Source organism: Pseudomonas sp. MPFS, from assembly GCF_022537035.1.
GTDB classification, from domain to species: domain Bacteria; phylum Pseudomonadota; class Gammaproteobacteria; order Pseudomonadales; family Pseudomonadaceae; genus Aquipseudomonas; species Aquipseudomonas sessilinigenes.
The window spans coordinates 3,701,576-3,723,969 of sequence record NZ_CP066123.1 but is presented as its reverse complement, the minus strand read 5'-3'; the positions used below and the strand labels follow the sequence as shown (position 1 = coordinate 3,723,969).

The following is a 22,394-nucleotide window of genomic DNA, read 5'->3' as shown; positions in this document are numbered from 1 at the left end:
CCGCAGCAGGGCGGGCGTTGGTCAAGTGGGCGGGGATGGCCGATGGCTTGGCCGGATGACTTAGCGGTGGTAGTAGCCGGGGCCACCATCGTAGTAACGGTGATGCCAGCCATCGCGGGGCATGATGATGCAACCCGACAAGGTCAGTATGGCCAGCAGGGGAATCAGCAGTGTGATTCGACGAAGCATTTCTCGATCCTCAAAGGCACAGGGAACATGACAAGGCGGGGAGGAAGAAAAATCTCCAGCGCGCCTGTACCATGTGACCCCGATTTGCCCCGCACATCCCCGTATCCGGGTATGTGCTTGGCATTGGCCTTGATACACAGCGGATACAATTTCAGCTTCAGGATTCCGGCAATGACCCAGTCACAACGTTTGAAATATTCGATTCTGATTTCCCTGGCAGTCCTGGGAATCATGTTTGGCCTTTCCTACCTACAGAACAGCGGCGTCATCAGCGAGAAGACCTTCCAGTACATCGCCATCGCCGTGGCCGTTATCGTGGTGGTGATCAATGGCGTGATGCGGCGCAAGGTCAAGCCTTGAGCCCATGCCGGGCGGCCTCAGGCTAGGCCGTCCAACACCGCTGCCGCCTGCTGGTGCAGGCTGTAGCTCTTGTCTGCGTTGAGGGTGATGACGCCCTCGCTGCAGAGTCGCTTCAATACTTCCCGCACGCTTAGAAACGACAATGGAATATCCAGTTCCAGCAGTTGGCTGTGGATGCCGCGTACTCCCAGGGAGCGTTCGCTCTGGGCCGCAGTGAGCAGGGCATCGATGACTTTCAGGCGAATCAGGCTGGTTCGCAGGCCGAAGCTCTTGAGCATGTGCTTGATTCGTTCGTTGCTGTGGCGCTCGACGTTTTTGCCGAAGACACCAGCGCCGGCGTTCAGGGAGGGCGTTCTGGTCACGGTATTGCCGTCCATTGGCAGTTGCGGGTTGTACATGCAAAAACTCCTTAATCAGAGCCTGATCAGGAAAAGAATGATGGGTGCTCTAGTCACTAGACGAACGAGCAGGGCAAATCATGAGGCCCTGGATGTAGAAAAATTGTCAGTATCAGGTCGCTGACATGTCATGACCGCCTTGATAAAGGCGCGGTGCGGTTAATTTTTTTCCATCGGCTTCGTCTGTATGGCAGGCAGGCGCCGGGTTATCCGTGCCCGGCCGGATGCCCAGGCTGGCGGCCCTGCCCATTCTTCCTGCACCCCAGCCCTGGTTCTGTATTTCTGTATCAGGAGTCGGTGTGATCATTTCCAGGCAGTTCCCGAATTTTTGCCTTGCAGCCCTGGTTCTGGGCTTCAGTTGCGGCGTCCAGGCGCTGGCCCAGCCGGAACAGACGCGAGCCGAGATCCGTCGCACCAGCTTCGGCGTGCCGCACATCCGTGCCAGCGATGAGCGTGGCCTGGGATACGGCATCGGTTATGCCTATGCCCAGGACAACCTGTGCCTGCTGGCCAATGAAGTGTTGACGGTGAATGCCCAGCGTTCACGGTATTTCGGCCCTGAGGCGCAGACTCTGGAGCAGCGAGACAATCTCAGCAGCGATGTGTTCTTCAGCTGGCTCAATACTCCCCAGGCCGTCGAGGCATTCTGGCAGGCGCAGACCCCGGCGATGCGCGAGCGCATGCAGGGTTATGTCGAAGGGTATAACCGTCAATTGGCTGAACGCCGCAAGCAGGGACTGCCAGAACAGTGCCAGGGCGAGTGGGTGCGGGCATTGACCACGGCGGACGTGGTGAAGTTGACCCGGCGCTTGTTAGTGGAGGGCGGGGCCGGGCAGTTCGCCGAGGCCCTGGCTGGGGCCGCGCCGCCAGGCGATGTAGCGCAGGCCGGATTGTCGGCACAGGCCTGGCAGCTGGCCTTCGCGCGCCAGCAGCGCTTTGCCCTGGATCGAGGCAGCAACGCGGTGGCCATCGGCAGCGAGCGCTCGTTCAATGGCCGCGGATTGCTGTTGGCCAACCCGCACTTTCCCTGGGTTGGCGCCATGCGCTTTTACCAGATGCACCTGACCATTCCTGGTCAGCTGGATGTCATGGGTGCGGCCTTGCCCGGACTACCGCTGATCAATATCGGCTTCAACCAGCACCTGGCCTGGACGCATACGGTGGACGCCTCCAAGCATTTCACCCTGTACCGCCTGCAACTCGACCCCAAGGACCCGACCCGGTATTTGCTGGATGGCCGTTCGGTGCCTCTGGTGCGCCAGGTCGTGACGGTGCAGGTCAAGGGGGTGGATGGCCAGTTGCAGAGCCAATCGCGCACACTCTACAGCTCGGAGTTCGGCCCCGTGGTGCAATGGCCTGGTGAGCTGGACTGGAACCGGCAATACGCTTACAGCCTGCGTGATGCGAACCTGGACAACACTCGGGTGCTGACCCAGTGGCAAGCCATGAATCAGGCCTCCAGCATTGCTGGCCTGCAGGACAGCGTACATCGCTTGCAGGGCATTCCCTGGGTCAACACGCTGGCCGTGGATGACCAGGGGCGAGCCTTGTATATGAACCAATCGGTGGTACCCAACGTCACCCAGGCCAAGCTGGCGCTTTGCAGCGACCCGCGGGCCGGAACCCAGGTCATCGTCCTTGATGGTTCGCGGCGTGCGTGTGCCTGGGACATCGACCCGGCAGCGGCCCAGCCGGGTATCTTTGCCGCCAGCCAGCTGCCACAACTGGCCCGTAACGACTATCTGCAGCATTCCAATGACTCGGCCTGGATGGTCAATCCCGTTGCTCCGCTGGAAGGCTTCTCGCCGGTGATCAGCCAGCAGGACGTGCCCTTGAAGATGCGCGCACGCTTCGCCCTGGAGCGCCTGGGTCGCCTGCATACGGCCCAGGTCAGTGACTTGCAGCACATGGTCAATGACGAGCAGGTCTATCTGGCCGGGCAGGTCATGCCGGACTTGCTGCAGTTCTGCGAGCAGGACCTGGGAGCGGATGCCGAGCGCCTCGGACCGTTGTGCGCCAGCCTCAAGTCCTGGGATCGCAGTGCCGGTTTGCAGGCCGGGCTGGGCTTCGTGTATTTCCAAGGGATCATGCAGGAGTTGTTGCAGCGCCCGGACGTCTGGCGCGTAGCCTTCGATCCCAAGGATCCGCTGCATACCCCCAGAGGCTTGGCCATCAGCCGTGCGCCCGTCGCTCAGGCCATGCGTGAGGCGATGCTGGCTTCCTTGCAACAGGTGAAGCAGGCCGGGTTGGCCGATGATGTTCGTTGGGGCGATATCCAGCAGGTCAGCCAGGGTGGCCAGCCCACTCCGGTACCCGGTGGCCCCGAGAGCCTGGGTATCTACAACGCCATGCAGAGCGTGCCGGGTAGTGCTGGCAAGCGTGAGGTGGTGAGTGGTACCAGCTACCTGAGTGTGGTCAGCTTCGATGGGCAGGGGCCACGAGCCCTGGGATTATTGGCATTTTCCTTGTCCAGCGACCCGAGTTCGGCCCATTTTCGCGACCAGACCCAGGCCTTTGCCCGTAACCAATGGAGCGAGCTGCCTTTCAGCGAGGCACAGATCCAGGCGGACCGGGGCTATCGATTGCAGTCGATCGAAGAGCCGCGCAAGGAGGCGCTGCCAGTATCCGGGCAATGAGCCAGTGAGATCGCTGAAGGCCGTTCCCGCCATGGGGCGGCCTTCAGCTTTTTGGCGGGAACTGCGGCAGCGAGTTGATGACCGGGTTGCCGTCGCGGTTGCGGGTCAGGTACACCGGCAGCACCTTGGGCAGCGAGCTCAACAGGCTCTTGATGTCCCGGGTGTTGTAGATACCGCCGACGCGAATCTGGCCGGTATGGCTGTCAGCTACCTGTGCCGGCAGGTCCAGGTAGCGATTGATCAGTGGCAGGGCATCGCTGAGCGCCAGGTTGTCGAGCACCAGCTTGCCATTGCGCCAGGCCAGGGAGCTGTCGTTGCTGTAGGTCTGGTTGATCTGCGGTGCATAGTCGCCAGCCTTGTAGTTGGCCTGCATGCCCGGTTCCAGGCGAAAGCCCTCGCCAGGTTGGGCAGTATTGCTGGACACCAGCACCGAACCTTGCAGCAGGGTGACTCGCACCTGGTCCTGATACATCCACACGTTGAACTGGGTGCCAGTGACCTTGACCTGGCCACTGGCAGCCTTGACCACGAACGGATGCTCGCTGTCGTGGCTGACCTTGAAGAACGCCTCGCCTTTTTTCAGGATGACCCGGCGTTGATCCTTGTAGTTGCTGTAGACCAGGGCGCTGCCCAGGTTCAGCTCCACCTGGCTGCCGTCGGCCAGGACTACCGTGCGCAGGCTGTCGCCGGCTTCGAAGCGTTCGTAGGAGGAGGGCAGCCAGCCCAGTTCCCACCCGCTGTAGGCCGCCAGGGGCAATGCACACAAGGTGATCGCCGCCGCTACTCCATAGCGTTGCCAGGTGCGGCGAGGTGCGGGCCTGGCCGGGGCGGGGGGCTGGGTCAGCGCCGAGGCCGGCAGATGATCGGCCACCTCCCAGATCTCGCACATCGCGGCATATTCGAAGGCGTGCACGGGGTCGGCATCATGCCATTGCTGGAAGGCGAGGCGCTCGGCATCGCTGCAGTCAGGCTCATGCAGGCGCATGCACCATTGGGCGGCAGCTTGAGTGATGGCGTCGTATTCGGCTTCTGAAAGGATCTGTTCGGTCATTGACTCTTCCTGATTTCGCGCATTCTACCCTCCAGGGCAAGCGTTGTAGAACAGTCATCATGCTATTGGCCATCAAAGTGAACTTATTTTCATTCGTCTCGCCCTAAAAACACGTTGTGTAGAGAAAGTATCGACAAATGGAGATGGAACATGATGAAGCACACACTGGCTGCATTGTTTGCCTGTACCACCCTGTTGGGTAGCTCTGTCGCTCTGGCGGATCATCCGCAGGCGGGCTGGATCACCATCGAGAAAGCCATCGAGACCGCCAAGACCAAGGCCGGTTATGTGGACATCTACAAGATCGAGGCGGACAACGACGGTTACTGGGAGGGTGAGGGGCGTAAATCCGACGGTAGTGTCTATGAGTTCCGGATTGACGGGACATCGGGGAACATCCTGCGTGATCAGAAGGACTGACCGTACTTGCCCACAGGCAGGATCTGCCGTTGCCTAGCCTGGGGCCTACCGCCTGCACACGGCTCGTATCGGGCCGTGCACAGGCTGCCACAACCGTTGTAGGCCGTGGCCCGGACTGGTGGTTGACAGGCCCGGGCCACGGCGTTGTTTAATCGTCGAGTCATGCGCTGTAGCCCCCTCCAATAACTATTCTGGAGCTTCAGATGTCTGCCTCGTCCCCGCTTGTTGAAACCCCCTGCGAATACCTGTCCTTGCCCGCTTTGGTGCAGTTGCTGCAGGCGATTCTCCAGCGCCACGGCTGCAGTGCCGAAGTGGCACGCTGTTTGGCGCAGAACTGTGCCGTAGCCGAACGTGACGGCTCCCACAGTCACGGCATATTCCGTATCCCCGGTTATATCTCGACCCTGGACAGTGGCTGGGTCGATGGTCGGGCCCTGCCGATGGTGGAGGACGTGGCCCCGGCGTTCGTCCGGGTCGATGCCGCCAACGGCTTTGCCCAGCCGGCCTTGGCTGTCGGTCGCGAACTGTTGGTCCGCAAGGCCCGCGCCGCCGGGATCGCGGTGCTGGCTATCCGCAACTCGCATCATTTCGCCGCCCTCTGGCCGGACGTCGAACCTTTCGCCGAAGAAGGGCTGGTGGCCCTGAGCGTGGTCAATAGCATGACCTGCGTGGTGCCCCATGGCGCCGACCGTCCGTTGTTCGGTACCAATCCCATCGCCTTTGCCGCGCCCCAAGCCAAGGGCCAGCCCATTGTCTTCGACCTGGCCACCAGCACCATCGCCCACGGTGATGTGCAGATTGCCGCAAGCAAGGGAGAGCGCTTGCCCCCTGGCATCGGGGTGGACAGCCTGGGGCAGCCGACCCAGGACCCCAGGGCGATCCTCGAGGGTGGCGCCTTGCTGCCCTTTGGCGGCCACAAGGGGTCGGCGCTGTCGATGATGGTGGAGTTGCTGTGTGCGGGACTGACCGGAGGCCATTTTTCATTCGAGTTCGACTGGTCCAATCATCCGGGAGCCAAGACGCCCTGGACCGGCCAGTTGCTGATCGTCATCGACCCGAGCAAGGGCGGTGGGCAGGATTTTGCCGAGCGCAGCCAGGAGCTGGTGCGACAGATGCATGCAGTAGGCCTCAAGCGCCTGCCGGGAGAGCGCCGGCATTGGCAGCGTGCGCGTTCGCAGGAGAGAGGGATCGCCATTGCCTGTGAGCGGTTGGAGCAGCTAAGGGCGTTGGCGCAAGGTTGAAGTCAGTCGAACCAGGGCCAGGCACTTGGCGCCTGGCCCTGATGATGGGCGCACGTCAGGAGCGACGGCCCAGTAGCAGGCCGACCACCAGGCCGACGCCGGCGGAAATGGCCACGGTCTGCCATGGATGGCCACCGATGTACTGTTCGGTGGCATCGACCACCGGCTTGCTGCGTTCACGGACGCTGCTGACCGAGTCCAGGGCTTGCTTGAGTTTGAGGCTGACCTGGTGGCGCAGGCTTTCACCTTCTTCGCCCACCAGGGCGGCACTGCCCTTGAGCAGCTTTTCGGACTCCTCGATCAGCGCCTGCAGCTCGCTGAATGCCTGGTCCTTGATTTGATCGTTTTCCGCTTGCGCGGCAGATTTACGAGCCATGAAGTAGTTCCTTGTCGATGTGGCCTTGATGCAGTGTACATGCGCACCGTCGAGGCGCGCCTGTGCTCCGGTGTCGCCCATAGCCAGCAGCGGTGCCGGATCGATGGGATAGCAAGCAATGGAGTCGTGTGCCGAGGCAAAAGTTGCAGCTGTTTTGCCCTCCACCCGCCAGCCCGAGATAAAACCGCAGCGCCTACAGTGTAAGATGTCGCCTATTTTACGCAGTAGGAATTTCCCATGAGCTTCAATCTGGCTAACAAGACCCTGGCCGAGCGCGCCGCCATCGAGGATGAGAAATCCCGCCTGTTCGAGTTATGGCAGAGCAACCTGGGCAAGGCCAAGGGCGAGGCCGCGCGCTTGTTCGGCGAACGTAGCAAGCGCAAGGGCAAGTGGGCCGAGTGGGTCCGCGCGGAGCTCGACGGCATGTCGCCGCCGGAGTTTTCCAACATGGTGCGCAGTGAAGTCAATCGCCTGATGGCGGCGAGCAAGTAAGCGCGAAGCTCTCGACGATCGCTTCGCGTACCTTCAGCAACAACGGGTCGATCTGCGGGCTGGTACGCCAACCCAGCTCGATCGGATAACGCGGCAGTGCCAGCGGGCACGGCAGCAGCTGCAGACCGGTGACCTGGGCAATGCTCCTGGCCGCATGGGCCGGAATGGTGGCTACCGCCTGGCTGCCCTTGAGCAGGAACGGCAGGGCGGCAAAGTGCGTGGTCGAGGCGCACACCTGGCGACTGAGCCCCAGATCGGCCAAACCCTCGTCGGTGATCCCGATGAACCCCTGTGACGACACCAACAAATGTTCGCGTGCGACGAACTCTTCGATCTCCATCCGCTCCTGCCCCGGGGCGAGGCTGGCCGGGTCCGCCAGGCATAGGTAATGACCCTCTCCCAGGACCTGGCGGCTGAGCATGCGCTGGGCGAAGCCCCCGGAACTGATGGCCAGGTCGACACTACGCTGCAGCAATGCCTCGGCGACGATCTGGCTGTGGGTCTGGCGAAAGATCAGCCGCAACTTGGGCGCTCGTCGCGCCACGGCCTCGATCAGGCGCCGGCCATAGGCGATCTCGAAATCATCCGACAGGCCAACCGTCACCGACCGCCCTCGATAGTCGGCGCTGTCCGGGGCGACCATGGCCAGGCTCTGGCGACACTTGTTCAAGGCATCGCTCACCACCGGCTTGAGTTGATTGGCCTTGAGGGTCGGTGCCAGGCCGCGCCCGGTACGCACGAACAACTGGTCGCCATACAACTCCCGCAGCCGGCGCAATGCTGCGCTCATGGCCGATTGGGTGACGCCCAGGCGCAGCGCGGCACGGCTGGCGCTGGATTCATCATGCAATGCCTCGAAGGCCTTGAGCAGGTTGAGATCGACACTGGCGATATTCATCTGGTTCATATCATTAAGCATTGGCTTGGGGTTTATCGATGATCAGCGGCCGCTGGAGAATGCGCAATACCTGATCGCCGAAGGAGTCACCCCATGCCCAAGTCCATAGTCGCCGCCCTGCAAATCGGAGCCCTGCCAGGGGGCAAGGGCGAAACCCTGGAACAGATCCTGTCCTATGAAGGCGCCATCATCGAAGCCGGTGCCCAGCTCGTGGTGATGCCCGAGGCCTTGCTTGGGGGTTACCCCAAAGGCGAAGGCTTCGGCACCCAGCTGGGCTATCGCCTGCCAGAGGGGCGTGAGGCCTTCGCCCGCTATTTCGCCAACGCCATCGACGTACCCGGCGTGGAGACCGAGGCCCTGGCCGGGCTATCGGCCCGCATCGGAGCCAACCTGGTGTTGGGGGTGATCGAGCGCAGTGGCAGCAGTCTGTACTGCACCGCACTGTACTTCGATCCCCAGCAAGGCTTGGTGGGCAAGCACCGCAAGCTGATGCCCACCGGTACCGAGCGGCTGATCTGGGGCAAGGGCGATGGCTCCACCTTGCCAGTACTGGACACCCAGGTCGGCAGGGTCGGTGCAGTGATCTGCTGGGAAAACATGATGCCGTTGCTGCGTACGGCCATGTATGCCCAGGGGATCGAGGTCTGGTGCGCACCGACGGTGGATGAGCGCGAAATGTGGCAAGTGAGCATGCGACATGTGGCTCACGAGGGGCGTTGCTTCGTGGTCAGCGCCTGCCAGGTGCAGGACTCGCCCGAAGCGCTGGGCCTTGAGGTGGCCAACTGGCCTGCACAACGGCCGTTGATCGCGGGAGGAAGTGTCATCGTCGGGCCCATGGGCGATGTCCTGGCCGGGCCGTTGGTCGGTCGTGCGGGCTTGATCAGCGCGCAAATAGACACCGATGACCTGGTCAAGGCCCGCTATGACTACGACGTGGTCGGCCACTATGCCCGCCCGGATGTGTTCGAGCTGAGCGTGGACCAGCGACCCCGTCCAGGGGTGCGCTTTACCTGAGAACGCTCGTCGGCGAGTTCAGTTGCCGCCATTCCTCGCGGGTGATTTCCCAGATGTGCTGGGGGAACCGCCCGCTGACGAATTCACCATTCGCACTGTGCACCAGGCGCATCCCGCCGCGCTCGGATATCCGCCGTGAGCCCTGGTTGGGCGCGGCTTTGGGCACGCGCATCAGCGGTTGCTCCAGCACTTCGAACCAATAGTGATCCACCGCCTGGCAGGCCTCGCTCATGTAACCGTGGCCCTGCCATTGCGGAGCCAGCCAGAAACCACGGTTGTTATCGGGCTCGCGCATCAGGCTGATGCTGCCGATCATTTGCCCCGGTTCCTCGCGCAGGCGAATGGTCCAGTGCCATTCCTCGCCCCTAGCCGTGGCCGGCAAGGCCATGTCACGGACAAAGCTCAAGGCGCCATCGACCGGGTAGGGCCAGGGCACGTTGGCATTGAGGTAGCGCACCACTTCCCACTGTGGAAACAGGTTCTGGATGGCACCGGCGTCTGCCAGTTCCAGGGGCCGCAGCAGCAAGCGCGGGGTGGTGAGCGGCGGTACGGGGTCGGTCATGATCATGGCTCCTTGTGGTTTTTGCCGAGCACCAGGTGTTCGCTGAGGAAGTCGACGAAGACTCGCAATTTTGGCAGTAGCTGTCGACTACCAGGCCAGAGGATCGAGAACTTGCCGCGCTCGCCCTGGTAGTCGTCCAGTACCGAGACCAGGCTGCCGTCGGCCAGGGCCCCGGCGACCACGAACTCCGGCACGTAGGCGATGCCCAGGCCCTGGGTCGCGGCGTGGATCAGCGCTTCGAGGTTGTTGCTGGTCAAGGCCTTGCCCAGCACCAATGGCGGTGCGCCTTCGGGCAAGCGCAGGCGCCAGACCTGCATCTGGGTGCCGGCAGGGAACCTGTAGCGCAGGCAGGCATGCTGCTCCAGGTCCTGCGGGGCCTGCGGCATGCCGCGTTGGGCGAAGTAGCCCGGGGCGCCAACCAGCACGAAACCGAACGGTCCGAGGCTGCGCGAGCGCAATTGCGAATCCGCCAGCTCGCCGCTGCGGATCACTGCGTCGAGGCCTTCGGCGATCACGTCGACCATCCGGTCGTTGAAATCCAGGTCCAGTTCGATGTCCGGGAAGCGTGCGGAGAACTCCGGGAGGATCGGCAGCAGCATGCGGTAGCCGATGGCTGGCAGGCTGACCCGCAACCGCCCCCGGGGTTTGTCGCTGATCCGCGCGAGCTCGGCTTCGGCTTCCTGCACCTCGTCGACGATGCGTTGGCCACGTTCGTAGAACAGCGTGCCTTCGTCGGTCAGGCTGATCCGCCGGGTGCTGCGGTTCAGCAGGCGCACGCCGAGCCGTTGTTCCAGGCGGGCCAGGGCCTTGCCCACCGCCGAGGCGGAGAGTCCCAGGCGTTCGCCGGCAGCTACCAGGCTGCCGCTCTGCACCACGCAGACAAACACTTGCAAGCCGTTCAGGTTATCCATGGCGCCCTCGATTAGAGCCTTTTTGTCCGTAAAGACCGGAATACTGCCCTGTTTTTCGCCTATTGCGGCACACCTACCATGAATTTTTTAGCTGACCCTGGTTGCCAGGAGGTAGAGGTGCCCGTGAATCCTGAACTTGAATTGACCCTGGGCTCGCCGGCCCGCAGTGGCGAACGCGCAGCCCAAGGCGTGCTTGCCGCGGTGTGCCTGGCAGCCTTGATGCTGCCCTTGACCTTTGTCGGGGTGGCGGTGGCGACCCCGGCCATCGGCCGTGAACTGGGTGGCAGCCCGCTGGAACTGAGCTGGACCACCAACGCCTTCATGCTCAGCTTTGGCAGCGTGCTGATGGCTGCCGGCACCCTGGCCGACGAATTCGGCCGCAAACGCCTGTTCAGCCTTGGCGTGGCGTTGTTTGCCCTGACTTCCCTGGCCCTGGTGTTCGCTCCGTCGTTGTTGTGGCTCAACTTGCTGCGCGGCGTCCAGGGGTTGGCCGGCGCGGCTGCCCTGGCCGGCGGTTCGGCGGCCCTGGCCCAGGCGTTCGATGGCCCGGGCCGGACCCGTGCCTTCAGTTTGCTGGGCACCACCTTCGGGGTCGGCCTGGCCTTCGGGCCGATCCTGGCCGGGGTGTTGATCGAGCATGCCGGCTGGCGCGGGATCTTCGTTTCCGGCGCCTTGATCGGGGTCCTGTCCCTGGGTTTTGGCGTGCCGCGCATGGTCGAGTCTCGCGATCCCGAGGCCAGGGGCGTGGATTGGCCCGGCACCTTGAGCTTCACCCTGGCCCTGGTGCTGCTGACCTGGGGCATCCTGCAAGCCCCGCAAAGCGGTTGGGACAGCCCGCTGGTCCTGGCGTTGCTGGCGGGGTCGGGCCTGGCACTGTGGGTGTTCGTGGCCGTGGAGCGTCGGGCGGTGCGACCGATGCTCGATCTGTCGCTGTTTCGCTACCCGCGTTTCGTCGGGGTCCAGGTGCTGCCTATCGCCACTTGCTACTGCTACGTGGTGCTGCTGATCCTGCTGCCGATCCGCTTTATCGGCGTGGAAGGCTACAGCGAGATCGAGGCGGGGCTGCTGATGATCGCCTTGTCTGCACCGATGCTGGTGGTGCCCTTCGCCGCGGGCTGGCTGAACCGTTGGTTCAGCGCCGGCAAGCTGGCGAGCCTGGGTCTGGTGGTGGCTGCTGGCGGGCTGTTCTGGCTCAGTTGCGGCAGCGTAGGGCAGGCCCCCATGGAACGGGCCTGGCCGTTGCTGGTGATCGGTCTGGGCACCGGGCTGCCCTGGGGCTTGATGGATGGGTTGTCGGTGAGCGTGGTGCCCAAGGAGCGGGCGGGCATGGCCAGCGGCATCTTCAGCACCACGCGAGTGGCGGGCGAGGGTATTGCCCTGGCCCTGGTGGTGGCTTTGCTGGCCGGCCTGTTGCAGCACGCCCTGGGCCAGGTGCAGGTCCGGGGCGATACCGCGTTGCTGGCGGCTCGGCAACTGGCCGGAGGCGACCTGGCGGCCAGCGCGGCCGCCTTGCCGGAGGTTGCCCGCGAACGCTTGCTGGCCTTGTATACCGGGGCTTTCAGCCAGTTACTGCAGGTGCTGGTGGTGATCACCTTGCTGTCGGCCCTGGTGGTGCGAGTGGCGCTGCATGAGCCGCGCCGCACGCCGGGTCAGCGGAACTCGAAGAACTCGTAGTGCAGGTTGGCCTCGGGAATCCGGCATTCGTGCATCAGTTCCCGAACTCGCCCCAGCAGGCCCTTGGGCCCGCAGAAGCTGACCTGGATCTGTGCCGGATCGGTTTCCGCCGCCGCGCGCTTGAGGGTCTGGGCCAGGGGTTCGACGCCGCCGCTGTTGGCGACGAAACCGACACCGCGGGCCTGGGCCATGCCCTGCAAGGCATCGACGCTGGGGAAGGCCCGGGACGGGTTGTAGCAATACACCAGGGTCGCCCGGTCGAGCTGGCCGGCCGCCTGGTCCTGCAGCCAGGCAATGAACGGCGAGATGCCGACACCGCCACCGATCCAGATTTCCCGGGCGGCCTGTAGCGGGCGCTTGAAGCGGCCATAAGGCGCGTAGATATCGGCCAGCATGCCGACCTTGACCTGCTTGTGCAGCCGCTGGGTGTAGTCGCCCAGGGCACGGATCACGAACTCGATGCGCCCGTCGTGGGCCTGGGCGCTGGCAATGGTGAACGGGTGGGGTTCGCGCAAGCCCTTTTCCTGCATTGCCAGGAAGGCGAACTGTCCGGCCTTGAAAGGAAAGCCGCGGCCCTGGGGGATCAGCTCCAGATGCAACGAGTTGCGCTCGATGCGCACGGCGGTTACCTGGTACTCGCCAGCCTTGGCCAGGAATGGGTAGAGCAGCAGCTTGTACAGCGCCCCCAGGACGCCGAGCATGCACAGCAGGCCGAGCCAGATACCTGACGGGTTGTCCAGGGCGATGGGCGACTTGAAGCTCAGCCAGTGCAGGATCACCACCAGGAACAGCGGTCCGGACAGCTTGTGCCACCAGCGCCATTGGCTGTAGGGAATGTTGCGGTTCAGGGCCAGGAGGACGATCAGCCCCAGGGCCACGTAGCTCAACTGGCGCACCATGCGCGTCCAGTACTTGGACAGCTCGAGGATCGGCACGCTGTTCCATTCGTCCAGGTTGGCCTTGAACACCAGGTGATAGCTGGCGAAGGCCAGGGCCCAGATGCCCAGCCATTTGTGGGTCTCGTACACCCGATCCAGGCCGCCGAACAGCCGTTCGACCCAGCGCCAGCGGCTCGACAGCAGGCACGACAGGGCCATGTAGGCCAGGGCGGCGCTGCCCAATGCCAGGCTCAGGGTAGCGGACGTCAGCCAGGTCTGGCTGGGGATTTCCATTAGCAGGGTGAAAGTGGTGATCAGCAGGACGCCGACGATCGTATGCCAGGTTCTCAAGGGTGCATGACTCCGGTGAGCAAATGCCGTCAGGGCAAAAGCATCGCCGCGACGGTACAGCGAATAACGACGATGCAAGGAACGATGTGCTGTGCTGCGACTAAAGTTGAATATGACAGGATTGGTCGCGCAACAGCGTGCAATTCTAGCCTGTAGTACTGATTTCATGCTGATCTGTATCAGCGGCCTCATTGTTTTAGTTGTTGAAAATGATCGACTATCAATCGCATTTTCATTCATTCGCGCAACGGACTGTGCTGTGCAGGCCGCAACGTGCGTCTAGCAGACCTTGGCCCCGCAGCCGTATCGGGGCCCGTGACGATGAGCCAGACCATGCAAGCGCTGTTGAACCAGATTCTCGATGAAGTCCGCCCCCTGATCGGCCAAGGCCGGGTCGCCAGTTACATTCCGGCCCTGGCGGACGTGCCGTCCAACCAGTTGGGCATCGCCGTCTATGGCAACGATGGCCAGGTGTTCAGCGCCGGTGACGCCGACACGGCATTTTCGGTGCAGAGCATTTCCAAGGTCTTCAGCCTGGTACAGGCCATCGGTCATTCCGGCGAGGCGATCTGGGAGCGGTTGGGGCACGAGCCTTCCGGGCAGCCGTTCAATTCCCTGGTGCAACTGGAGTTCGAACGGGGGCGGCCACGCAATCCGTTCATCAATGCCGGGGCCCTGGTGATCTGCGACATCAACCAGTCGCGCTTCGCGGCGCCGGCCTTGTCCATGCGTGATTTTGTCCGGCGCTTGTCCGGCAACCCCCACGTGATGGTGGACGGTCGGGTGGCCGAGTCGGAGTACCAGCACCGTGCGCGCAACGCGGCCATGGCCTACCTGATGCAATCCTTCGGCAACTTCCACAACGATGTCGAGGCGGTACTGCGCAGCTACTTCAGCCATTGCGCCTTGCGCATGAACTGCGTCGACCTGGCCCGGGCCTTCTGTTTCCTGGCCAACGATGGCTTCTGCAAGCACAGCGGCGAGCAGATCCTGAGTCGCCGGCAGACCCAGCAGGTCAACTCGATCATGGCCACCAGCGGCTTGTACGACGAGGCCGGCAACTTTGCCTATCGGGTCGGCTTGCCGGGCAAGAGCGGGGTGGGCGGCGGGATTGTCGCGGTGGTGCCGGGGCAGTTCACGGTGTGCGTCTGGTCGCCGGAACTCAACACGGCCGGCAACTCGCTGGTGGGCATGGCCGCCCTGGAGTTGCTCAGCCAGCGTATTGGCTGGTCGGTGTTCTAACGGGGCCTACCAGCTGCCTGCGGGGCTCGCCAGGCTGATCTGTCCGCGCTCGATGAAACGCTGGGTACCGAACAGCCCACCGGCCAGTTTGCCGCGCAGCACGTAGGGCAGGTTGTCCAGGCTCTGGGTCTGGCTCAGGCCCAGGGTCTGGCGCAGTACCGAGAAGGCCGAGACGCTCACCGGGATCACCAGGATATCCTCGGCGTAGCGGCCGATATGCCCTTGCTGGTCGCTGACCCCGGATGCCAGCGGCCGGCCATTGACCTCCAGGTCCAGGGCCACGCCGTTATAGTCGATAGGGGTTTCGTTGGGGTTCTGCAAGCGCAGCTTGATGGCGAAGCGCATCTCCAGTTCCTGGCTCGGCAGCGGCTCGATGCCGACCACGTTGATCGCCAGCGGATCGCGCTGGGGCAACAGGGCACAGGCGCCCAGGCTGAGCAGGATCAGGGACAGGGCGATGACTTTGCGCATGGGCTACCTATTGGCGATGGGAGTGAATGACCACGGCGTCGCTACAGGGCTTGCGCTCGACGTTCCGGCTATTGTCGAGCTTGCCACAAGGCCCCAGGGGGCCTTGCTTGACGCACGCAGGATAGACGCCGTTGCGCCTCAGGAGTTCGCCTTGGCGTCCCGGTCCGGGTCCTGCATGACCTTGAGGGTCGCAGCTTCTGGGTCGAATTCGTCTTCTTCCAGCTCCAGGAACTCTTCAGGCAGGAAGATATTGAGGAAGATCGCGCAGAAGGCACCGACAGTGATCGGCGATTCGAAGATGTTGTGCAAGGCCTTGGGCAGTTCGCGCAGCACCTCGGGCACCGCCGCCACGCCCAGGCCCATGCCTAGGGAAATCGCCACGATCAGCACGTTGCGCCGGTGCAGGCCGGCCTCGGCGAGGATCTTGATCCCGGCCACCGCCACGGTGCCGAACATGATCAGGGTCGCGCCGCCCAGCACTGGCTTGGGCATCAATTGCAGCACCGCCCCGATCACCGGGAACAGCCCCAGCAGCACCAGCAGCCCGGCGATGAAGTAGGCCACGTAGCGACTGGCTACGCCGGTGAGTTGGATCACGCCGTTATTCTGGGCGAAGGTGACCATCGGCAGGCTGTTGAACACCGCCGCCACCGCCGAGTTGAAACCATCGGCCAGCAGGCCGGACTTGATGCGCTTGATGTACAGCGGACCCTTGACCGGCTGCTGGGAAATCATCGAGTTGGCGGTGAGGTCGCCGGCGGCCTCCAGTGGCGAGATCAGGAAGATCACTGCCAGGGGGATGAAGGCGATCAGGTCGAAGGAGAAACCGTACTTGAACGGCACCGGAATACTCACCAGGGGCACTTCGGGCATGGCTGCCATGTCCACCCGGCCCAGCATCCAGGCCACCAGGAAGCCCAGGGTCAGGCCGATGACGATGGAGCCCAGGCGCAACATCGGATTGTTGAAGCGGTTCAACACCACGATAGTCAGCAGCACCAGCGCCGCCAGGCCCAGGTTGCTGGCGGCGCCCAGGTCGCTGGCGCCATAGCCGCCGGCCATGTCGGTGACTGCCACCTTGATCAGCGACAGGCCCATCAGGGTGATGATGGTGCCGGTGACCACCGGGGTGATCAGCTTGCGCAGCTTGCCGATGAACTGGCTGAGGAACATCTCGATGAAGGCGGCGACGAAGCAGATGCCGAAGATGGTCGAGAGGATCTCGTTGGTGTCGCCACCCCGGCCCTTGACCATGAAACCGGCGCTGAGCAGCACGCTGATGAACGAGAAGCTGGTGCCTTGCACGCACAGCAGGCCCGAACCGATGGGCCCCAGGCGCCGGGCCTGGACGAAGGTGCCCAGGCCCGAGACGAACAGCGCCATGCTGATCAGGTACGGCAATTCGCTCTCAAGACCCAGCACGCCGCCGAAGATCAGGGTCGGGCTGATGATGCCGACGAAGCTGGCCAGCACGTGCTGCAGGGCAGCGAAGATCGCCGCGCTGAAGTGTGGCCGATCGTTGAGGCCATAGATCAGGTCTGACTTGTAGCGGGGAGGGGAGTGTTCGGATGCGCTCATGAAGGAAGGCCTGCCAGTGGCACGTGGATACAACGGGGGGCACGCACCGGAAAGTGGACGGGACTTGGGCCCAAGAGCTGCCATCAGCTGGCATCCAGGGACCCGGTCGGAAAAAATGGAGGCGCAGGATGCCAGAAAGGGGCGGCTCTCAGAAGGGTGACCGGGCATAAAAGCGCAACTTTGTTGCGATACGAAAGATACTGTTTCTCATTTGCCTTTATGGAATAATCCGCGTCCCCGATCTGCGGACCGCCCCTCGATGCTGCCGATACCCAGCCTGCTGCGCAGCTTTCAAGAGCACTACGACGACCTGCTGAAGTTTCTCACCCGGCGCATGAACGACCGCCAGCGGGCGGCGGACGTGGCCCAGGACACCTACCTTAAACTGCTCAAGGTCGAGCAGCAGGCGCTGGAGGTCCAGAACGATCGTCGCTTCATCTTTCGCGTGGCCGGCAACCTGGCCATCGACACCTTGCGTCGCGAACAGCGCCAGGGGGCCACTCTTGGCGATCCTCTGGAGCATGTCGAGGTCGTGGACCCGGCCCCGGCTCCAGAGGCGGTACTGCTGGCCAAGGAGCGCCTGGAGGTGCTCGACCAGGCCCTGCAACAGCTGTCCGACAACGCGCGCCAGGCCCTGCTGCTCAATCGCCTGGAGGGCCTGACCCAGGCCCAGATCGCTGTGCGGCTGGGCGTTTCCGAAAGCATGGTGGCAAAATACATCGGCCAGGCCCTGCGCCATTGCCGCGACTGGCTGCAACAGCACCATGAATGACTCCTTCCAGCGCGCTGCCGACACCCCCATGACCGAAGATTCCGAGAACCTCGACGACGCCGCCATCGACTGGCTGGTGCTGCTGCACTCCGGCCAGGCCACCGCGGCCCAGCGCATGGCGTTCCAGCAATGGCGCCAGCGCAGCCCGGCCCACACCCGAGCGGCGGATGAGGCTCAACGGCTATGGGGTGACCTGGGCCAGACCCAGGCTGCACAGCAGCACCCGCAAGCTGCTCGCCCGGCAGCCAGGTCCCATCGCTGGTGGCCGGCGCTGGCCGCTTCGCTGCTGCTGGCCCTGGGCAGCGCCATCGGCTGGCAGCAATGGCCGGCCTGGACCTCGGACTACCACACCGGCGTGGGCCAGCAACAACACTTGACCCTGGCCGATGGCTCGAGGGTGATCCTCAACAGCGCCAGCGCCTTGTCGCTGGCTTATTCGGCGGATGAGCGGCGGGTGATCCTGGAGCAGGGCGAGGCGCTGTTCGAGCCACAGGCCGATGGGCAACGACCGTTCGTGGTTCAGGTTCGTGACCAGCGCCTGCAGGGTGCGGGCGGAGCGTTCAGCGTGCGCCGCGATGGCGACCGGCTGACGGTGGTGGTGCGCGAGGGCCAGGTGCAATTCACCGGCGATCATGCCCCGGTACTGCTGCAGGCCGACCAGCGCCTGCAGTACCAGGCCGGCCAGCCGCTGCTGGCCCAACAGCAGGTGGATGCCAGCAGCCTGACCGCCTGGCAGCGCGGCAAGTTGATTTTCAACGGCCGGCCCCTGGGTGAGGTGATCGGCGAACTGGAGCGCTACCAGCATGGGCGCATCCTGGTTTCCGACCGGCAATTGGCGGACCTGGCCATCAGCGGCGTGTTCGACCTCAACGATCCCCAGGGTTCGCTGCGCACCTTGCAGCAACGCTATCCCTTGCAGATCACCTACTTGCCCTGGCTGGCACTGCTGCACTGAATTTTTTTGCAGTGGGGACTGCAAGTTCCTTTCCGGCCAATCGTCGTAGTGAGACTGAGAAGGCAATCATTCTCATTGACGTCATTTCAACGGGCTGGGAAGGAACACGTGAAAGCTATGTTCAAGCTGTCGATACTCGGGCGCGGTCAACACCTGGTGCGCCGCACATTACTGGCCCAGGCCGTGCTTGCCGGGGCCCTGGGCCCATTGTTGGCCCAGGCGCAACCGCCATTGCCGGCCAGCCAGGCCGGTGCAGCCCAGGAACGCCGCGTGTCGTTGCAGTTGCCGGCCCAGCCCCTGGACCAGGCCCTGACCCGTTTCGCCGACCAGGCCGACCTGCGCTTGCTGTACACCACCAGTGATGTGGCGGGCCTGCAGGCACCGGCCCTCGTCGGTGAAGTCACCATCGCCCAGGCCCTGCAAGCCCTGCTGGCCGGCAGTGGCATGGGCTGGTCGTTCAGCGATGGGCGCACGGTCATCCTGCGTCGTGCCGAGCCTGCGGCGAGCAGCCTCAATCTCAAGCCGACCCAGGTCACCGTGGCGTCGCGTACCAGCACCGCGATCAGCGAGATCCCCGGCACCGTCTGGGTGGTGGAGCAGAGCCAGTTGCGCGAACAGCTGGAGACGGGCGTCAGCCTCAAGGAAGCCATCGGCAAGCTGGTGCCGGGCCTGGACCTGGCGCCGGAAGGCCGTACCAACTATGGCCAGAACATGCGCGGGCGCAACGTGCTGGTGATGATCGACGGGGTCAGCCAGAACAGCTCCCGGGGCTTGTCGCGCCAGTTCGACAGCATCTCGCCATTCAACGTCGAACGTGTGGAAGTGCTGTCCGGGGCCAGCGCGATCTATGGCGGTGGCGCCACCGGCGGCATCATCAATATCGTCACCAAGAAAGGCGAGCCGGGTCCGGCGCGTTTCGAAACCCAGATCGGTGCCAGCAGCGGCTTCAACAACAGCGACGACTTGACCACCCGTATCGCCCAGTCGGTGAGCGGCGGCAACGAAGCCATCAGCGGCCGCCTGGCCGTGGCCGGTGAGCAGAACCAGGCGTTCTACGATGGTGCCGGCAAGCAGATCTTCATTGACAACACCCAGACCGACCTGCAGTACAACCGCACCATCGACCTGATGGGCAGCCTGGCCATGAACTTCAACGAGGAGCAGAGCCTGGACCTCTTGGCCCAGTATTACGACTCGGGTAACCACGGCAGCACCGGGATCTACTTTCCCAACCTCAAGAACCAGGCCCCCTCGAACCTGGAAGACGCCAAGTTGCGTGGCGGCTACTCCACCGACCTGGAACCGCGCACCCGGCGCCTGTTGCTCAATGCCAACTACCACCACGCCGATGTGCTGGGCCAGGATTTCTACCTGCAGGCCTCGTATCGCAAGGAAAACGACAACTTCTATCCGTTTCCCTACTACAACACCGGCAAGCCGACCGGTTCCAAGGGCGTGTACTTCGCCGCCTCGCAGCAGAACTTCGAGGTCAGCAGCCTCAAGGCGCTGTTCGCCAAGGAGTTCGAGACCGTCAAGCTGACCTATGGCGTGGACCTGGATCGCGAGCGTTTCAACGCCGAGCAGAGCACGTTCGACCAGCGTGTGTCTTCGGAGAGTGGTGGCCTGGACCTGGTGACCCAGAGCAAGGCGGCGCGCTATCCCAGCTACCGGGTCGATGGCCTGTCCGCTTATACCCAGCTGGATTGGCACGCCACGGACAACCTGACGGTGTCCGGTGGTTATCGGCGCCAGCAGATGGACGTGGATGTCGGGCGGTTCAAGAACGTGCCGGGGGGCAACAATGATTACCAGGTCAACCTGTTCAACCTGGGCACCATCTATGACTTCAAGAACGGCCACCAGGTCTGGGTCAACTACGGGGAGGGCTTCGATCTGCCGGACCCGGCCAAGTTCTACGGCAAGCCGGGGCTGAGCGTCGACGACAACCCCCTGGCCGGGATCAAGAGTCGCCAGGTGGAAACCGGCTGGCGCTTCTCCGATAGCGACTGGGATGCCCAGGCGGCGTTGTACTACATCTGGTCGGACAAGGTCATCACCACCGACAACGCGACCCTGACCATCGACGTCAAGGACCAGAAGAGCCGCGACTACGGTTTCGAAAGCGCCCTGACCCGGCATTTCGAGAGCGGCTGGGAGGCGGGTGGCACCCTGCACCTGGTGCGTTCCGAGGAGGAGGGCAAGAACGGCGGCTGGATCAAGCGCGATGCGCGCTACGCCTCGCTGTCCAAGTCCACGGCCTTCATCGGCTGGAAGGGCGATAGCCAAAGCGTGCGCCTGCAGGGCAATCATGCCTTCACCCTCAAGGACGATGCCGACCACACCATCGACGGCTACACCACCTTCGATCTGCTGGGCAGCCAGGACACCGGCTTCGGCACCTTCAGCGGTGGCATCCAGAACCTGCTGAACAAACAGTACAGTACGGTCTGGGGCCAGCGCGCGAAGCTGTTCTACTCGCCGACCTACGGGCCCGAGTACCTCTATGACTACCAGGGGCGTGGCCGCACCTACACCCTGAGCTGGTCCATGGCCTATTGATTTACCGCTGAGCCGGTAGCCGTTGCCGAGGTGGCGTCGCGATCGCCGCAACTCGATCTGCCTGCTTCATCGGTGCCCGCTGCCGAGTGCGCGAGGCCACGCAGCGGTCGCAGGGTCGTACCTGCTGACAGTTTCTGTCAGGAGGCTCTGCTATCCTGCGGCGGTTTTTTCAAGGGAGTCCATCCAGCGTGTCGCGAGCCAGTCGATTACTCACCCTGTTGCAGATGTTGCGCGGCAAGAGCCGTCCGGTCACCGCCGCGACTCTGGCGGCGGAGCTGGAGGTGTCCGAGCGCACGCTGTATCGCGACATCGCCGAACTCACGGCCCTGGGCGCGCCGATCTATGGTGAGGCTGGAATCGGTTATGTCTTGCGTAGCGGACTATTCCTGCCGCCGCTGATGCTCAATCCCGACGAGACCGAGGCGGTGGTCCTGGGCCTGCGTTATGTCGATCAGCGTGGTGATGAAGAGTTGAGCAAGGCCGCCGCCGATGCCATGGCCAAGATCGCCGCCGTGCTGGCCCCGGCGGCCCAGGACGCGTTGCGCAACCCGACGCTGCTGGCGGGGCCGGCAGGTTATGGATTTCCCGATAATCTTGTGTCGCTGAACGTATTCCGCCAGGCGATCCGGCACCAGGCCAAGCTGCTGATCGACTATGCCGATGTCAACCAGGTGCCCAGCCAGAGACTGGTCTGGCCCCTGGCCCTGGGGTTTCTCAACGAAGCTCGGGTGATCGTCGCCTGGTGCGAGTTGCGGGGTGACTATCGGACTTTTCGCACCGATCGCGTGGCTGCGGCATTGGAGCTGGACGAGACCTATCCGGGACGTCGCAGCGATTGGTTGCGTGGCTGGCGCAAGCGTATGCAAAGCGAGGAAGCCAAGCGCTTCACTCCTGACAAGAAATGACGCAACGGGCTCTTAACATGCCGCTCCCATTCACTTGCAGGAGCTCTTCTCATGTCAGCCATCAATCAATCCGGGCACGGTGAGCACCCTGTGGCGCAGGTCCTGTTGGCCCCGGCGATCATTGCCTATATTGCCGCCACCAACAGTGGCGACAGCTCCCGGGCCGCGGCGATCTTCGCGCCCAAGGCCCAGGTGTTCGATGAGCGTGAGTACCGGGTCGGCCCTGAGGATATCGCGCGCTGGATGGATGACAGCCACCGCCACAGGCGCTGTCGGCTGGAAGTCGTCGCAGTGCAGCAGCGCCCCGACAAGGTGCTGCTGGACGGTCGGATCTGCGGCGATTTCCCCGGCAGCCCACAGTCGCTGCGCCAGGTATTTCGCCTGGATGAGCAAGGGCTGATCGCACGGTTGGATATATCCCGCTGAGGGTGATGGCATACTGTCGCTCTTTGCCAGGAAGC

General features: G+C 63.5%; 23 protein-coding genes. 13 read left to right on the top strand and 10 right to left on the bottom strand.

The annotated features are described in order from the left end of the window. Positions 1 to 60: 60 nt before the first annotated feature. Positions 61 to 189, bottom strand: a complete 129-nt coding sequence (locus I9018_RS32740) for a hypothetical protein (RefSeq protein WP_265582645.1) — start codon at positions 187 to 189, stop codon at positions 61 to 63. Positions 190 to 360: 171 nt separating this feature from the next. On the opposite strand from I9018_RS32740, the gene I9018_RS17025 reads away from it, so the two are divergent. After that, the gene (locus I9018_RS17025) at positions 361 to 549 is read left to right on the top strand and encodes a hypothetical protein (RefSeq protein ID WP_068587029.1); all 189 of its coding nucleotides are present in this window, start codon (positions 361 to 363) and stop codon (positions 547 to 549) included. 17 nt (positions 550 to 566) lie between these two features. Here I9018_RS17025 and I9018_RS17020 read toward each other — a convergent pair whose 3' ends face one another. Beyond that, positions 567 to 947 carry a fe2+ zn2+ uptake regulation protein gene (locus tag I9018_RS17020; RefSeq protein WP_068587031.1) on the bottom strand — a complete coding sequence of 127 codons (381 nt, stop codon included), beginning with the start codon at positions 945 to 947 and terminating at the stop codon, positions 567 to 569. 299 nt (positions 948 to 1,246) lie between these two features. Here I9018_RS17020 and I9018_RS17015 point away from each other — a divergent pair, with 299 nt between their 5' ends. After that, the gene (locus I9018_RS17015) at positions 1,247 to 3,583 is read left to right on the top strand and encodes an acylase (protein ID WP_241106955.1); all 2,337 of its coding nucleotides are present in this window, start codon (positions 1,247 to 1,249) and stop codon (positions 3,581 to 3,583) included. A 43-nt stretch (positions 3,584 to 3,626) separates the two neighbouring features. Here the strand turns inward: I9018_RS17015 and I9018_RS17010 are convergent, their stop codons facing one another. Next, on the bottom strand, positions 3,627 to 4,634 hold the full coding sequence (locus tag I9018_RS17010; protein ID WP_241106954.1) for a FecR family protein: 1,008 nt from the start codon (positions 4,632 to 4,634) through the stop codon (positions 3,627 to 3,629). 150 nt (positions 4,635 to 4,784) lie between these two features. Here I9018_RS17010 and I9018_RS17005 point away from each other — a divergent pair, with 150 nt between their 5' ends. Then, positions 4,785 to 5,054: a PepSY domain-containing protein gene (locus tag I9018_RS17005; protein WP_068587036.1), complete on the top strand. Its 270-nt coding sequence runs from the start codon at positions 4,785 to 4,787 to the stop codon at positions 5,052 to 5,054. Positions 5,055 to 5,257: 203 nt separating this feature from the next. Then, positions 5,258 to 6,295: an Ldh family oxidoreductase gene (locus I9018_RS17000; protein ID WP_241106953.1), complete on the top strand. Its 1,038-nt coding sequence runs from the start codon at positions 5,258 to 5,260 to the stop codon at positions 6,293 to 6,295. Between the two features lie 55 nt (positions 6,296 to 6,350). Here I9018_RS17000 and I9018_RS16995 read toward each other — a convergent pair whose 3' ends face one another. Further along, a complete protein-coding gene (locus I9018_RS16995; protein WP_241106952.1) occupies positions 6,351 to 6,671 on the bottom strand; it encodes a DUF883 domain-containing protein in 321 nt (106 codons plus the stop codon). Positions 6,672 to 6,908: 237 nt separating this feature from the next. Between I9018_RS16995 and I9018_RS16990 the strand changes: the two genes are divergently transcribed. After that, on the top strand, positions 6,909 to 7,163 hold the full coding sequence (locus I9018_RS16990) for a hypothetical protein (RefSeq protein ID WP_068587042.1): 255 nt from the start codon (positions 6,909 to 6,911) through the stop codon (positions 7,161 to 7,163). Here I9018_RS16990 and I9018_RS16985 read toward each other — a convergent pair. Beyond that, positions 7,135 to 8,070, bottom strand: coding sequence for a LysR family transcriptional regulator (locus I9018_RS16985; RefSeq protein ID WP_241106951.1), 936 nt, complete (start codon positions 8,068 to 8,070; stop codon positions 7,135 to 7,137). The two genes, I9018_RS16990 and I9018_RS16985, sit on opposite strands and share 29 nt — an antisense overlap. A gap of 84 nt (positions 8,071 to 8,154) precedes the next feature. Between I9018_RS16985 and I9018_RS16980 the strand changes: the two genes are divergently transcribed. Next, complete coding sequence (locus I9018_RS16980) at positions 8,155 to 9,075, top strand: carbon-nitrogen hydrolase family protein (protein WP_241106950.1); 921 nt, start codon at positions 8,155 to 8,157, stop codon at positions 9,073 to 9,075. Here the strand turns inward: I9018_RS16980 and I9018_RS16975 are convergent. Continuing rightward, positions 9,068 to 9,643, bottom strand: coding sequence for a GNAT family N-acetyltransferase (locus tag I9018_RS16975; protein ID WP_176719802.1), 576 nt, complete (start codon positions 9,641 to 9,643; stop codon positions 9,068 to 9,070). The genes I9018_RS16980 and I9018_RS16975 overlap by 8 nt on opposite strands. After that, positions 9,640 to 10,548 (bottom strand): LysR family transcriptional regulator, encoded by a 909-nt coding sequence (locus tag I9018_RS16970; RefSeq protein ID WP_241106949.1) that lies wholly within the window; start codon positions 10,546 to 10,548, stop codon positions 9,640 to 9,642. The genes I9018_RS16975 and I9018_RS16970 overlap by 4 nt, the downstream gene beginning before the upstream one ends. A 123-nt stretch (positions 10,549 to 10,671) precedes the next feature. Between I9018_RS16970 and I9018_RS16965 the strand changes: the two genes are divergently transcribed. Beyond that, positions 10,672 to 12,222 (top strand): MFS transporter, encoded by a 1,551-nt coding sequence (locus I9018_RS16965; protein ID WP_124347729.1) that lies wholly within the window; start codon positions 10,672 to 10,674, stop codon positions 12,220 to 12,222. Here I9018_RS16965 and I9018_RS16960 read toward each other — a convergent pair. Next, entirely contained in the window at positions 12,198 to 13,451 is a 1,254-nt protein-coding gene (locus I9018_RS16960) for a ferredoxin reductase family protein (RefSeq protein WP_241106948.1), read from the bottom strand. The genes I9018_RS16965 and I9018_RS16960 overlap by 25 nt on opposite strands. Before the next feature lie 333 nt (positions 13,452 to 13,784). On the opposite strand from I9018_RS16960, the gene glsB reads away from it, so the two are divergent. After that, on the top strand, positions 13,785 to 14,693 hold the full coding sequence (gene glsB / locus I9018_RS16955) for a glutaminase B (protein ID WP_068587047.1): 909 nt from the start codon (positions 13,785 to 13,787) through the stop codon (positions 14,691 to 14,693). A gap of 6 nt (positions 14,694 to 14,699) precedes the next feature. Here the strand turns inward: glsB and I9018_RS16950 are convergent, their stop codons facing one another. Together I9018_RS16950 and I9018_RS16945 are read right to left on the bottom strand one after the other, a co-directional pair. Continuing rightward, positions 14,700 to 15,164: an LEA type 2 family protein gene (locus I9018_RS16950; protein WP_241106947.1), complete on the bottom strand. Its 465-nt coding sequence runs from the start codon at positions 15,162 to 15,164 to the stop codon at positions 14,700 to 14,702. A 138-nt stretch (positions 15,165 to 15,302) separates the two neighbouring features. Continuing rightward, positions 15,303 to 16,742, bottom strand: a complete 1,440-nt coding sequence (locus tag I9018_RS16945) for a nucleobase:cation symporter-2 family protein (RefSeq protein WP_022644295.1) — start codon at positions 16,740 to 16,742, stop codon at positions 15,303 to 15,305. Positions 16,743 to 17,001: 259 nt separating this feature from the next. Here I9018_RS16945 and I9018_RS16940 point away from each other — a divergent pair, with 259 nt between their 5' ends. The 5 genes from I9018_RS16940 (at position 17,002) to I9018_RS16920 (ending at position 22,359) form a co-directional block, all read left to right on the top strand. Next, positions 17,002 to 17,514: an RNA polymerase sigma factor gene (locus tag I9018_RS16940; RefSeq protein WP_068587049.1), complete on the top strand. Its 513-nt coding sequence runs from the start codon at positions 17,002 to 17,004 to the stop codon at positions 17,512 to 17,514. Beyond that, complete coding sequence (locus tag I9018_RS16935) at positions 17,507 to 18,469, top strand: FecR family protein (RefSeq protein WP_068605536.1); 963 nt, start codon at positions 17,507 to 17,509, stop codon at positions 18,467 to 18,469. Before I9018_RS16940 ends, I9018_RS16935 begins: the two co-directional genes overlap by 8 nt. A gap of 117 nt (positions 18,470 to 18,586) precedes the next feature. Then, complete coding sequence (locus I9018_RS16930) at positions 18,587 to 21,028, top strand: TonB-dependent receptor (RefSeq protein ID WP_241110162.1); 2,442 nt, start codon at positions 18,587 to 18,589, stop codon at positions 21,026 to 21,028. A 188-nt stretch (positions 21,029 to 21,216) separates the two neighbouring features. Beyond that, positions 21,217 to 21,933, top strand: a complete 717-nt coding sequence (locus I9018_RS16925; protein WP_241106946.1) for a YafY family protein — start codon at positions 21,217 to 21,219, stop codon at positions 21,931 to 21,933. A 51-nt stretch (positions 21,934 to 21,984) separates the two neighbouring features. Continuing rightward, positions 21,985 to 22,359, top strand: coding sequence for a nuclear transport factor 2 family protein (locus tag I9018_RS16920; RefSeq protein ID WP_241106945.1), 375 nt, complete (start codon positions 21,985 to 21,987; stop codon positions 22,357 to 22,359). Positions 22,360 to 22,394: the final 35 nt, after the last annotated feature.